The following is a 12,275-nucleotide window of genomic DNA, read 5'->3' on the forward strand; positions in this document are numbered from 1 at the left end:
GTCCATAAGGCGTCCTGCCTTGGTGGAGCCAACGCGCAACTGAGTCACGCGCCGTCGTCGGAGTCCTGGAGAGCGGCGAGACCTCAGGAACTCATCAGGCCCTGACAAGAACGTCGCAGGCCTTGCAACCCTCCAAGAGCCGACGACGCCACGGGTCTCCAGGAACTCCATGAGGCAGCTGGCCGGCCTGGGAGGGGCCGCCGCGCACCTCGCGCGTCCCCAGCCACGAGAGCAGCAGCCGCTTGCGCGACAGCGGGGTCAGGTGTCGACTTCGGCGGCCTTGAACGGTGCGCCCCTCGGAAGCTCGTCAGGGCTTGAGAAGAACGTCACGGCCCTCGGACAGCCCTCGGAAGAGCCGGCGACACCGCACATCTCCATGAAGCCCACGAAAGCGGCCAGCCTTGACGAGGCCGGCGCCGAGCTTGCAGGACCCAGCGGCGGAGGTGGCAGCCGCTTGCGCGGCACCGGGGTCAGGCGCCGTCTTCGGAGTCCTTCAATCGGTGAGGACCTCAGGGAGAACGTCGCGGACCTCGGAGCCCCCGGAAGGCCACGCCGCGGGTCTTCACCAAGCCCACATGGCCGGCCGGCCTTGACGAAGCCGACACGCAGCTCACGTGCCCCCGCCGCAGAAGCAGCAGCCGCTTGCGTAGCAGCGGGGTCAGGCGCCGTCTTCTGACTCCTGAAGAGCGGCGAGGACCTCAGGAAGCTCATCAGGCTTGATGAGGACATCGCGGGCCTTGGAGCCCCCGGAAAAGGTCGACAACGCCGCGGGTCTCCGTCAAAGCCCACGTGGACGGCCGGGCTTGACGAGGCCGGCGCGCAGCTCGCAGGGTACCGCCGCGGGAGTGGCAGCCTCTGCGCGGCAAGCGGGGTCAGGCGTCGTCTTCTGAGTCCTTCAGCGCGGTGAGGACCTCAGGAAGCTCATCAGGCTTGATGAGGACGTCGCGGGCCTTGGAGCCCTCGGAGGGGCCGACGATGCCGCGGGTCTCCATCAGGTCCATGAGGCGGCCGGCCTTGGCGAAGCCGACGCGCAGCTTGCGCTGCAGCATGGAGGTGGAGCCGAACTGGCTGGTGACGACGAGCTCGATGGCCTGGAGCAGGAGGTCGAGGTCGTCGCCGATCTCCTCGTCGACCTTCTTCTTGGTGTCCTCGGGCTTGGTGGTGACGCCGTCGCGGAACTCGGGCTCGCGCTGCTCCTTGCAGAACTTGACGATGTCGTTGATCTCGGTCTCGCTGACCCAGGCGCCCTGGATGCGGATGGGCTTCGAGGCGCCCATCGGCAGGAAGAGTCCGTCGCCGCGGCCGATGAGCTTCTCGGCGCCCGGCTGGTCGAGGATGACGCGGGAGTCGGCGAGCGACGACGTCGCGAACGCCAGCCGCGACGGCACATTCGCCTTGATGAGACCGGTGACGACGTCGACGCTGGGGCGCTGCGTGGCGAGGACCAGGTGGATGCCGGCCGCGCGGGCCAGCTGCGTGATGCGCACCACCGAGTCCTCGACGTCGCGCGGCGCGACCATCATGAGGTCGGCGAGCTCGTCGACGACGACCAGCAGATACGGGTAAGGGCGGATCACCCGCTCGCTGCCCGGCGGCGCCGTGATCTGCCCGGCGCGGACCTTGCGGTTGTAGTCGTCGATGTGGCGGACGCCGGCGGCGGCCAGGTCGTCATAGCGCATGTCCATCTCGCGCACGACCCAGTCGAGCGCGTCGGCGGCCCGCTTCGGGTTGGTGACGATCGGCGTGACCAGGTGCGGGATGCCTTCATAGCTGGTCAGCTCGACCCGCTTCGGGTCGACCAGCAGCAGCCGCACCTCGTCGGGCGTCGCCCGGGTCAGCAGCGACACGAGCAGCGAGTTGAGGCAGCTCGACTTGCCCGCGCCGGTCGCGCCGGCGATCAGGATGTGCGGCATCTTCGCCAGGTTGGCCAACACATAGCCACCCTCGATGTCCTTGCCGAGGGCCACGATCAGCGGGTGATGGTCGCCGGCCGCGACGCGCGAACGCAGCACGTCGCCGAGCGCGACATTCTCGCGGTCGGGGTTGGGGATCTCGACGCCGACGGCGCTCTTGCCGGGGATCGGGCTCTGGATGCGCACGTCGGGCGACTTCACCGCATAGGCGATGTTGCGCGACAGGGCGGTGATCCGCTCGACCTTGACGCCGTGGCCGACCTCGACCTCATAGCGCGTGACCGTCGGGCCGCGGGTGAAGCCGGTGACGAGCGCGTCGACGCCGAACTGCTCGAACACGCTCTGCAGCGCCGCGGTCACCTCGTCGTTGGCCCGGGTGCGGCCGCGCGGGGCGTCGCCGGTGCCGAGCAGGTCCGGCGGCGGCAGCTTGTAGTCGGTGTCGGTGAGCGCGAGCTGCTCGGCGCGGGTCGGCAGCGGCGAGTGCTCCGGCGGGTCCTTCTCCTTCTCTTTCTCCTTGGCCTTCTTGCGCGAGGCGGCCGCGGGCCGTGGCAGCACGACGGTATCGTGCACGATCGCGTCGTCGCCGAAGCCCCCGCCGGGGCCTCGGTCGGGGCCCAGGTCGGGCGCCGAGGCGTCGTAGCCGAGCGGGCCCTCCTCGTCGTCGAGCGGGTGCGGCAGCGCGGCCTGCCGGCGGCGGGCCGGTGCGCGGCGCGCCGGGCGCGGCTCCGGCTCCTCGTAGAGCTCCTCGAACTCCTCGTCGACGTCGAGGGTCGGGTCCTCGACGCGGCCGAGCGCGAGGTCGCGCAGCTGCCGCCAGCGCTGCGGGATGCGGCTGATCGGGGTGGCGGTGACGACCAGCAGGCCGAACCCGGCGAGCAGGAGCAGCAGCGGGACCGCGACCCAGGAGGTCACGGCCTTCTCCAGCAGGCCGCCGGCGGCGCGGCCGAGCAGCCCGCCGGCCTTGTCCATGAGCTGGGGGGCCTCGGGGCTGCCGGCCGCGAGGTGCATGAGGCCGGTGCCGCCGAGGAAGAGCGCGCTCCAGCCGACGAGGCCGCGGCCGCGGTGGTCCTCCTCGGGGTCGGAGCGCATGACCCGGATGCCGCCGACGACCAGCAGCACCGGCAGGATCGCCGCGGCGCCGCCGATGAACGTGTGGCAGATGCCGGCGAGCCAGTGCCCGACGGGCCCGGCGGACTGGAACCACAGCGCGGCGGTGAGCAGCACGGCGAGGCCGATGAGGCCCAGGCCGGCGCCGTCGCGGCGGTGCTCGGGGTCGAGCCCGCGCGCGCTGGCCGCCTGGCGGCCCACGGCCCGCGCGGCCCAGCCGACGCCGTGTGCGACACCCATCCAGACCGCGATCATGCCCCGCCCGAGCAGTCCGAGCGGCGTGGCGACCACGGCGCCGCCGCGCCGGCGCGCCCGTGGCGTCACCGTGCGGCGCGCCGCCGGAGCCCGCTTGGCGGCGGCCCGGGAGGTCGAAGCCGAGGTCGAGCGGCCAGTCGAGGCCGCAGCCGTCCGCTTCGCCGGAGTCGTCCGTTTGGACGGCGTGCTCGACCCGCCGCGGGCGCTGGGGGTGCCACCGCGGCCGGCCTGAGAGGTGCGGCCCGCCATGGTCACACCGTAGCGGTAGGCTCCGACATTTCTTCGGAGCGGCGGGTCGTGTTCCGGCGCTTTCTGTAGCGCACGTAGATCCCGACGTAGGACACCGCCACCAGTACACCCACCAACACCTGCAACAGATGGGTGTAGCGCTCCGGATAGAGGACGCCTTCGATGTACTGGTCGATGAAGCCGCGCCCGACGCCGGTCTCGCCGGCCTTGCGGCGGGCCCAGTGCTCGACCAGCGTCAACGGGCAGGTGAGCGGGATGCTCACCACGGCGAGGCCCCAGGCGGCGGCCGCGAGATGCGGCCACAACGCCCTGGGCCAGCGCCAGGCGAGGAACCCGCCCAGCACCACGTACGCGAGATAGCCGAAGTGCACGACGAGCACGGTGGACGCCAGCACCTCGTACATCTCGCTAGACCTCCACCACCGTCGGGACGATCATCGGCCGGCGCCGGTACGCCTCGTTGACCCAGCGTCCGACGGTGCGCCGCACGATCTGCTGCAGCTGGTGCGGATCGGTGATGCCCTCGGTCGCGGCCTTGTTGAGCGCATCGGTGACCAGCGGCAGCACCGCGGCGAACACCGCCGGGTCGTCGGAGAAGCCCTTCGCCGACACGGTCGGGCCGGCGACGACCTTGCCGGTCACCGAGTCGATGACCACGGTCGCCGCGATGAACCCGCCGTCGCCGAGGATGCGGCGCTCGGTGAGCAGCGACTCGCCGACGTCGCCGATGGCGAGGCCGTCGACGTACACGTACCGCGACCGGATGTGACCGACGAGGGAGGCCTTGCCGTCGACGAGGTCGACGACGTCGCCGTCCTCGCAGAGCACGACCCGGTCGTCGGGGACGCCGGCGTCGCGGGCGAGCTGGGCGTGCGCCCGCAGGTGCCGCCACTCGCCGTGGACCGGCATGAAGTTGCGCGGCTGCACCACGTTGAGCAGGTAGAGCAGCTCACCGGCGGGTGCGTGCCCGGACACGTGGACCTTGGCGACGTCCTTGTGCACGACGAGCGCGCCGGCCCGGGACAGCTGGTTGATCACGCGGTACACCGCGGTCTCGTTGCCCGGCACCAGCGACGACGCGAGCACGATCGTGTCGCCCTCGCCGATCTGCACGTGCCGGTGGTCCCCGTTGGCCATCCGGCCGAGGGCGCTCATCGGCTCACCCTGCGAGCCGGTCGACATCAGCACGACCCGGTCCTCGGGCAGCCCCATCGCCTCGTCGATCGGCACCAGCAGCCCCGCGGGGATCCGCAGCAGCCCCAGGTCGCGGGCGATGCCCATGTTGCGCACCATGGACCGGCCGATCAGCGCGACCTTGCGGCCGTGCAGGTGCGCGGCGTCGAACACCTGCTGGACCCGGTGCACGTGCGACGCGAACGACGCGACGATGATCCGTCCCTTGGCCCGGCCGAAGGTTCGCTCCAGGACCGGGCCGATCTCCCGCTCCGGGGTGACGAACCCGGGGATCTCCGCGTTGGTCGAGTCGGACAGCAGCAGGTCGACGCCCTTGGCGCCGATCCGGGCGAACCCGGCCAGGTCGGTGATCCGGCCGTCGAGCGGCAGCTGGTCCATCTTGAAGTCACCGGTGTGCAGCACGGTGCCGGCCGTCGTCGTCACGGCCACCGCGAGCGCGTCCGGGATGGAGTGGTTGACCGCGAAGAACTCGCACTCGAACGGCCCGAGCCGCTCGACCTGGCCTTCCTTGACCGTCAGCGTGTACGGCTCGATGCGGCGCTCGGCGAGCTTCGCCTCGACCAGCGCGAGGGTGAACTTCGACCCGACGAGCGGGATGTCGGGCTTGTGGGCGAGCAGATACGGCACGGCACCGATGTGGTCCTCGTGGCCGTGGGTGAGCACGATCGCCTGCACCTGGTCGAGCCGGTCGAGGATCGACGAGAAGTCGGGCAGGATCAGGTCGACACCGGGCTGCTCCACGTCGGGGAAGAGCACCCCGCAGTCGATGATGAGCAGCTTGCCGTCGAGTTCGAACACCGTCATGTTGCGCCCGATGGCGCCCAGCCCGCCCAGCGGCGTGACCCGCAGGGCTCCTGGAGTGAGGGGCGGCGGTGGTTCGAGCTCGATGTGTGCCACCGTCATAGGGCCACTCCGAGGTCGTTGTGATGTGCCATCTGGTCTGCGGTGCCAATCGTGCGGCCCGCCTCAGCGCAATCCTCCCGCAGCCGGCCGAGCTCCGCCGCGTTCGCCGGCACCAGCGGCGGGCGCACCGGCCCGGCGGGCAGGCCCAGCAGCGTCAGGGCGGCCTTGGTGAGGATGACTCCCTGCGTGCGGAAGAACCCGCAGAACGCGGGGAGCAACTGCAGGTGGAGCGCACGGGCGCGGGCGACGTCGCCCTCCTCGTGCGCCAGGATCATCCGCTTCGTCTCCGGCCCGAACACGTGCGTCGGCACGCCGACCACGCCCACGGCGCCGACCGACAGCAGCGGCAGGGTCAGCTTGTCTTCACCCGAGTAATACGCCAGATCGGTGCGCTTGATCACCCAGGCGCTCTCGCCGAGGTCGCCCTTGGCGTCCTTCACCGCGACGACCCGGTCGTGCTCGGCGATCCGGCACATGGTGTCGGTCTCGATCGCCACACCGGTCCGGCCGGGGATGTCATACACCATCACCGGCAGCCCGGAGGCGTCGCCGATCGACCGGAAGTGCTGGAGGATGCCCGCCTGCGGGGGTTTGTTGTAGTACGGGGTGACGACGAGCAGGCCGTCGGCGCCCGCCTTCTCCGCGGCGCGGGCCAGCTCGATCGTGTGGTGCGTGTCGTTGGTGCCGACGCCGGCGATCACCGTGGCCCGATCGCCGACGGCCTCGATGACGGCCCGCAGCACCTGGTCCTTCTCGGCGTCGCTGGTCGTCGCCGACTCGCCGGTGGTCCCGTTGACCACCAGGCCGTCATGGTCCTGGTTGTCGACCAGGTGAGCGGCCAGCCGCGCCGCACCGTCGACGTCGAGCGAACCGTCAGCGCGGAATGGCGTGACCATCGCGCTGAGCAGCCGGCCGAACGGCCGGCCGGGGTCGGAACCGGTGCGTGTCATACGCACAACCTAGCGGACGCCTTCCGGTCGCTCAGCTCAAGATTCCCAGCTGTACTGAGCGGCGGCGACCTCGGTGCCGTCAGCCAGCGTACTGATGGTGAAATCCGCGAATACGTTCGGCGCCACGCGCTGCAGCTCCTTGAGGCACGCGATCGCCACCTCACGGATCTCGACGTCCGCCGCCTCCGTCGCCCGCATCGTCACGAAGTGCCGCCACGCCCGGTAGTTGCCGGTCACGACGATCTTCGTCTCGGCCGCGTTGGGCAGCACCGACCGCGCCGCCTGCCGGGCCTGCTTGCGCCGGCTGGTGCCGTTCTCGACCTCGCTGAACCTGGCCTCCAGGCCCTCCAGCAGCTCGTTGTACGCGCGCAGCGCCGCCTCGGAGGCCTCGACGAACACCTTGTGCAGCGCCGGGTCCTCGGCGATCACGTCCGGCTCGACCATCTGGGCCTCGCGACCCGGCACATACCGCTGCGACAGCTGCGAGAAGGAGAAGTGCCGGTGCCGGACCAGCTCGTGCGTGAACGACCGGGACACCCCGGTCAGGTAGAACGTGACGGTGCCGTGCTCCAGCACCGACAGGTGCCCGACCTCGAGAATGTGCCGCAGGTAGCCCTCATTGGTCGCGGTCGCCGGGTTGGGCTTCTTCCACGACTGGTAGCACGCCCGGCCCGCGAACTCCGCCAGCGCCTGACCGCCATCCGCGTCCGTGTCCCACGGCACGTCCGCGGGCGGTTCGAAATGGGTCCAGGCGATGGCTTTGGCTTCGAGCATTTCAGGAGCCTACTAAACGAACAGCCAGTCGAATGGCGCCCACGGCAGGTTCCTGACCACTGAGAATATGAGCCACGCCACGAGGAATCCGATCAGCGTGCCGCTGGACAGCTGCATCATCGGCAGCACCTTACGGTTCGCCAGCCGGTTGATGGTCCAGCTCGCGTACATGTACGCGAGGAACGGCGCGGCGAACACCAGCATCGCGTGGTGGTGCGCCGCGGCCGGGATGTCACCGTGCAGCAGATACCAGGCCGCGCGCGTGCCGCCGCACCCCGGGCAGTCGAACCCGGTGAACAGCTTCATCACGCACGTCGGCGCGTCGGTCGCACCCGCCTGCGTCGGCCGCATGAGCAGCGTATAAGCCACCCCGCCGGACACCAGCGCGGTCAGGCCGAGCGGCGACACCCACCTCGGCGTCCGCTCCGCCAGCCTCGCGAGCCGCCCCTTCGGCGGTGTCACGTAGGCATACTGGTAGCCATACGGCGGCACCTCGTGACCACCCGCGCCAGGCTGGACCACGTCCGCGGCGGACCCACCGGGCAGAAGGTGCGCGGCCATCCCGTCACTGGCGGGCACGGCCTGAAGGGGTGACGTCACGCTCTTCACGCTACACCGTCCCAGCCACCATCCCCGCCGCCGAGCACGCCCACGATCATGCGGCGGCAGCGCAGTCGTCAGGCCGGGCGGTCAGGCGGTCATCGCCTTGGCCAGGTCCACGGCGAAGTCACCCGCGACCGGTAAGTCCACCCGCTCCAGCCCCAACCACCCCGCGAACCGCCGCAGCTCCGCCCACAGCGCCGAGGCCACCTCGGGGCGCGAAGGGGCGCCGCGCCCGGTCAGGGGCTCCACCCACACGGCCGGCACCAGCAGGGTCGAGGAGCGCCGGTCGGCCTTGAGGTCGACGCGGGCCACCAGGCGGTCACCCAGGAGGAACGGCAGGACGTAGTAGCCGTAGAGGCGCTGGAGCGGCGGCACGTAGATCTCGATGCGGTAGGTGAAGCCGAACAGCCGCGCCACGCGGGCCCGCTCCCACATCAGCGGGTCGAAGGGGCTGACGAGGGTGGCGGCGCCGATGCGGCGGGGAGTGGGGGCCTCGTGGTGCAGGTAGGCGCGGGGCTGCCAGCCCTCCACCTCGGTGGGGATGAGCTCGCCGGACTCGACCAGCTCGGCGATCGCGGTGCGGGCGCCGGCCAGGGGCAGGCGGAAGTAGTCGCGCAGCTCGGCCTCCGCGGCGATGCCGAGGGAGCGGGCCGCGACGCGGACCAGGTCGCGGTAGGCGTCGGCCGGGTCGGGGGTGGGGGCGGCGAGGACCGCGGCGGGGAAGATGCGCTCGGGGACGTCATAGACGCGGGCGAAGGACGAGTTGCGGCTGGCGACGCTGACCTCGCCGGTGTAGAAGAGCCACTCGATCGCGGTCTTGGTGTCCGACCAGTTCCACCCCCAGTGGTCCTTGCTGCGGGGCTTGGCCAGGTCACCCTCGACCTCGTTGGCGGTCATGGGGCCCTTCGCACGGATCTCTTCGAGGACCCGGCGGATCAGGTCGGGCTGCTCGCGGGCCAGGCGGACCATCCGTCCCCACGCGGCGCCGGACTGCATGCGCCAGCGCAGCGCCGGGTGCAGGTGGACCGGGACGAGCGACGCCTCGTGGGCCCAGTATTCGAACAGCTCGCGGGGGCGCCGGTAGGCCATCCTGTCGAGCAGCTCGGTCGGGTAGGGGCCCAGGCGGCTGTAGGCGGGCAGGTAGTGCGCGCGCTGGACGACATTCACCGAGTCGATCTGCAGCAGACCTGTGCGGCCGAGGACCCGCTTCAGGTGGCGCCGCTCGGGGACGCCGGTGGGGACCCTGTCGGCGAAGCCCTGGGCGGCGAGAGCGATCCTCCGCGCCTGCGTAAGTGTCAGCACCCCGCGAGGCTAACCCGGGGGTATGACAAAAAGGGGCGGCCCGAAGGCCGCCCCTTGGAACGAACGATCTATGCGCCGACGAGCGGCCGGGACGGCTCCCCGGCGTCCTTCGCGTCGAAGGCGGCGCTCACCCGCCGGTCGATCTCGACGAGGTCCGGGTCGGGCACGTCCTCGACGACCGGGCCGGTGGAGGTGGCCGGGTTGGCCCGGCGCGCCGGGCCGGAGCTCTCCGAGGCGGGCTCCCGGATCGGCAGGGTGATCAGCAGGGCGATCATGAGCAGGATGTACGCGTTGCCGCCGATGAGGCCGAGGCCGTCGAACTTCATGTGGAAGGCCCACGGCGTGCGGCTGCACAGCAGCAGGTACGAGAAGATCCCGAAGATCATGATGTGGCGCCGGCGGCGGGCTTCGGTGCTGCGGTCGGTCGCGTGGTCGAGCAGGACCGCCATCGAGGGCAGGACCCACACGAGGTGGTGGATCCAGCTGATCGGGCTGATCATGCAGCCGACGAGACCGGTCAGCGCCAGCCCGGCGAGCTCGTCGCCGGCCTTGACCGCCTTGCGGACCCGCCACGCCCAGACGGCGAGCGCACCGAGCACGAGCAGCGCCCACAGCGGCTTCATCGGGTCCGGGTTGAACAGGCGGGCGACGAGGCCGCTGAGCGCCTGGTTGGACACGAACGTCGCGGAGCCGACGCGGTCGGTGTTCCACATCGCGTCGGTCCAGAAGACCCGCGAGGCGTCCGGCGCGAAGGTCGCCGCGGCCCAGGTCGCGGCGGCCGCGGTGGCCGTGGAGACCGCGGCGGCGCGCCAGCGGCGGGTCACCACGAGGTACAGGATGAACACACCCGGCGTGAGCTTGATCGCGGTGGCCAGGCCGACGCCGATGCCGCCGAGGCGCGAGCCCCCGCGGACCAGCAGCAGCAGGTCACCGACGACCATGAAGAGCAGCAGGATGTTGACCTGGCCGAAGTTGACGGTCTCGCGCACCGGCTCGAAGGCGGCGACGATGCCCATCGCGATGGCGAGGGAGAACCAGAACTGCCAGCCCTGACGCTTGATGACCGGGCCGATGAGCCAGGTGATGATGCAGCCGAGGGCGACGACGTTCATCGTTACGCTGATCGCGATCGCGGTGTGCCACCCGATCAGCGCCATCGGCGACATCAGCGCGGCGGCGAACGGTGGGTAGGTGAAACCGTACGGCGTGCCGGGCACCAGGTAGTCGTAGATGTCGCCACCCTTGTTCACCCAGTAGTCCATGGCGCCGTAGTAGACCTTGAGGTCGAAATACCCGTTTCTCGCCGCGGCCACGTACAAGAAGGCCCACACGACGGCCCACACGGCCACCACGATGAGCACCTGCTTGACCCGGGGCCGAAGCTTGGGCCGGACGGCCGTCAACACGGCGACTCGTCCTCGCTCCGCCACTTGTGCTGCCCTCCACTCGCTCGTTGCTGGCTACCTGCTGCCTGACTCAACGGTTGCTCGGGTCCAACTGTGACGAGCCGCCGCTACCCAGCCACGTGGCTCTTCACACAAATTCCGTAGCCACTCCGTGGCGCGGAACACACATCCGTAGGCTGCTGCGTCATGACGCTCGGGTTCGTCCGACCGGCGCGACTCGACGACGTCGTCGAGATCACGCGAATCCAACTCACGACCTGGCGGGTCGCCTATCGGCGACTCCTGCCCCAACACATCCTCGACCAACTGGACGAGGACTGGATTACCCGCAGGTGGCGGGACGCAATCACGGAGCCGCCGACCCCCGAGCACCGGGTCCTGGTCGCGGTGGAGCAACAGGAGTCGCCCAGCGCCGGACCGACCTCAGCATACGTCGTGGGTTTTGCCGCGTCAGGTCCGGCAGACGACACCGCACTGGCTCCGGAGGAAGATCACACCGTCCTGACGAAGGCCGCCGCGATCACCGATGTCCTGGTTGAACCGAGGTGGGGACGGCGCGGCCACGGCAGCCGATTGCTGGCGGCTAGTGTGGATTTGTGGCGTACTGACGGATTCACGACAGCGCTTGCCTGGACATTCGCTGAAGACCGTGTTACGCGTCGATTTCTGGAGAGTTCCGGCTGGGCCCCGGACGGGGTCAGCCGGTCACTCGATGTTGATGATCTGCTCGTCCCGCAGGTCCGTTGGCACACGTCACTCGAGGCCCAGGAAGACCCCGTCGTTACCTCGATGTGACCCTGTTGCGCCCGAATTGGGGCTTCCGGATCCCAGTATCTGGAATCATCAGACGAAACGCGAATCGGTTACGCAACGTGACGCTAGTCGAGCAGCGGACCGAGCCCGACCGTCAGTCCCGGCCGGGTGACGACGGCGCGGACGGCGAGCAGTACCCCCGGCATGAAGGACTTCCGGTCGAACGAGTCGTGCCGGATGGTGAGCGTCTCCCCCGCGGCGCCGAAGAGCACCTCCTGGTGCGCGACGAGCCCGCGGGCCCGCAGCGAGTGCACCGGGACGCCTTCGACGTCGGTGCCGCGGGCCCCCGCCATCTCCTCGGTGGTGGCGTCGGGCACCGGTCCGAGCCCCGCGGAGGCCCGCGCCGAAGCGATGAGCTGGGCGGTGCGCAGCGCCGTGCCGCTGGGCGCGTCGATCTTCTGCGGGTGGTGCATCTCGACCACCTCGACCGACTCGAAGTAGCGGGCGGCGCGCGCCGAGAACTCCATCATCAGCACGGCGCCGACGGCGAAGTTCGGCGCGACGACGATGCCGACGCCCGGCGCGGACGCCAGCAGGGACCGCACCTCGTCCAGCCGCTCGGTGGTGAAGCCGGAGGTGCCCACCACCGCGTGCACGCCATGCGAGACGCACCACCGCAATGTGTCCATCACCGCGTCCGGCGTGGTGAAGTCGACGAGCACGTCGAAATCGGGCGCCAAGGCGTCACCGACGTCCAGCGACGCCACGAGCGAGAGATCCGAAGCGGCGGAGACGGCCTGGCAGGCCTCAGTGCCCATACGGCCGCGCGCGCCCAGCACGCCGACCCTGATCTGCGAAGTCACGCG

Annotated in this window: 11 protein-coding genes; 2 read left to right on the forward strand and 9 right to left on the reverse strand. The window is 70.6% G+C overall.

Annotated elements, in window-relative coordinates:
• Positions 1-872: 872 nt before the first annotated feature.
• On the reverse strand, positions 873-3,260 hold the full coding sequence (locus ACQEVZ_RS18210; protein ID WP_433367914.1) for a DNA translocase FtsK 4TM domain-containing protein: 2,388 nt from the start codon (positions 3,258-3,260) through the stop codon (positions 873-875).
• A gap of 13 nt (positions 3,261-3,273) precedes the next feature.
• Here ACQEVZ_RS18210 and ACQEVZ_RS18215 point away from each other — a divergent pair, with 13 nt between their 5' ends.
• Positions 3,274-3,507: a hypothetical protein gene (locus tag ACQEVZ_RS18215; protein WP_433367917.1), complete on the forward strand. Its 234-nt coding sequence runs from the start codon at positions 3,274-3,276 to the stop codon at positions 3,505-3,507.
• A 19-nt stretch (positions 3,508-3,526) separates the two neighbouring features.
• Here ACQEVZ_RS18215 and ACQEVZ_RS18220 read toward each other — a convergent pair whose 3' ends face one another.
• The 7 genes from ACQEVZ_RS18220 to ACQEVZ_RS18250 all read right to left on the reverse strand — a co-directional run bounded on the left by ACQEVZ_RS18220 (position 3,527) and on the right by ACQEVZ_RS18250 (position 10,656).
• Positions 3,527-3,928 carry a DUF2784 domain-containing protein gene (locus ACQEVZ_RS18220; RefSeq protein WP_344507811.1) on the reverse strand — a complete coding sequence of 134 codons (402 nt, stop codon included), beginning with the start codon at positions 3,926-3,928 and terminating at the stop codon, positions 3,527-3,529.
• Between the two features lie 4 nt (positions 3,929-3,932).
• Complete coding sequence (locus tag ACQEVZ_RS18225) at positions 3,933-5,621, reverse strand: ribonuclease J (RefSeq protein WP_344507813.1); 1,689 nt, start codon at positions 5,619-5,621, stop codon at positions 3,933-3,935.
• Entirely contained in the window at positions 5,618-6,571 is a 954-nt protein-coding gene (dapA, locus tag ACQEVZ_RS18230; protein ID WP_344507815.1) for a 4-hydroxy-tetrahydrodipicolinate synthase, read from the reverse strand. Before dapA ends, ACQEVZ_RS18225 begins: the two co-directional genes overlap by 4 nt.
• A 36-nt stretch (positions 6,572-6,607) precedes the next feature.
• Complete coding sequence (gene thyX / locus ACQEVZ_RS18235; RefSeq protein ID WP_344507818.1) at positions 6,608-7,345, reverse strand: FAD-dependent thymidylate synthase; 738 nt, start codon at positions 7,343-7,345, stop codon at positions 6,608-6,610.
• 12 nt (positions 7,346-7,357) lie between these two features.
• The gene (locus ACQEVZ_RS18240) at positions 7,358-7,945 is read right to left on the reverse strand and encodes a DUF2752 domain-containing protein (RefSeq protein WP_425552350.1); all 588 of its coding nucleotides are present in this window, start codon (positions 7,943-7,945) and stop codon (positions 7,358-7,360) included.
• A gap of 90 nt (positions 7,946-8,035) precedes the next feature.
• Positions 8,036-9,250: a winged helix-turn-helix domain-containing protein gene (locus ACQEVZ_RS18245; protein WP_360559683.1), complete on the reverse strand. Its 1,215-nt coding sequence runs from the start codon at positions 9,248-9,250 to the stop codon at positions 8,036-8,038.
• Between the two features lie 68 nt (positions 9,251-9,318).
• A complete protein-coding gene (locus ACQEVZ_RS18250) occupies positions 9,319-10,656 on the reverse strand; it encodes a glycosyltransferase 87 family protein (RefSeq protein WP_360559682.1) in 1,338 nt (445 codons plus the stop codon).
• 186 nt (positions 10,657-10,842) lie between these two features.
• Between ACQEVZ_RS18250 and ACQEVZ_RS18255 the strand changes: the two genes are divergently transcribed.
• Positions 10,843-11,451 (forward strand): N-acetyltransferase family protein, encoded by a 609-nt coding sequence (locus ACQEVZ_RS18255; RefSeq protein WP_433367926.1) that lies wholly within the window; start codon positions 10,843-10,845, stop codon positions 11,449-11,451.
• 83 nt (positions 11,452-11,534) lie between these two features.
• Here ACQEVZ_RS18255 and dapB read toward each other — a convergent pair whose 3' ends face one another.
• Complete coding sequence (gene dapB, locus ACQEVZ_RS18260; protein WP_433367929.1) at positions 11,535-12,272, reverse strand: 4-hydroxy-tetrahydrodipicolinate reductase; 738 nt, start codon at positions 12,270-12,272, stop codon at positions 11,535-11,537.
• Positions 12,273-12,275 lie beyond the last annotated feature (3 nt).

The organism is Dactylosporangium sp. CA-152071, assembly GCF_050936335.1.
GTDB classification, from domain to species: domain Bacteria; phylum Actinomycetota; class Actinomycetes; order Mycobacteriales; family Micromonosporaceae; genus Dactylosporangium; species Dactylosporangium maewongense.

What these genes read in the sequence shown, in the direction of transcription:
- ACQEVZ_RS18210 (WP_433367914.1), bottom strand. Translation starts at nt 3,260, where the DNA reads ATGGGTGTCGCACACGGCGTCGGCTGGGCCGCGCGGGCCGTGGGCCGC.
- ACQEVZ_RS18215 (WP_433367917.1), top strand. Translation starts at nt 3,274, where the DNA reads ATGCCCCGCCCGAGCAGTCCGAGCGGCGTGGCGACCACGGCGCCGCCG.
- ACQEVZ_RS18220 (WP_344507811.1), bottom strand. Translation starts at nt 3,928, where the DNA reads ATGTACGAGGTGCTGGCGTCCACCGTGCTCGTCGTGCACTTCGGCTAT.
- ACQEVZ_RS18225 (WP_344507813.1), bottom strand. Translation starts at nt 5,621, where the DNA reads ATGACGGTGGCACACATCGAGCTCGAACCACCGCCGCCCCTCACTCCA.
- dapA (WP_344507815.1), bottom strand. Translation starts at nt 6,571, where the DNA reads ATGACACGCACCGGTTCCGACCCCGGCCGGCCGTTCGGCCGGCTGCTC.
- thyX (WP_344507818.1), bottom strand. Translation starts at nt 7,345, where the DNA reads ATGCTCGAAGCCAAAGCCATCGCCTGGACCCATTTCGAACCGCCCGCG.
- ACQEVZ_RS18255 (WP_433367926.1), top strand. Translation starts at nt 10,843, where the DNA reads ATGACGCTCGGGTTCGTCCGACCGGCGCGACTCGACGACGTCGTCGAG.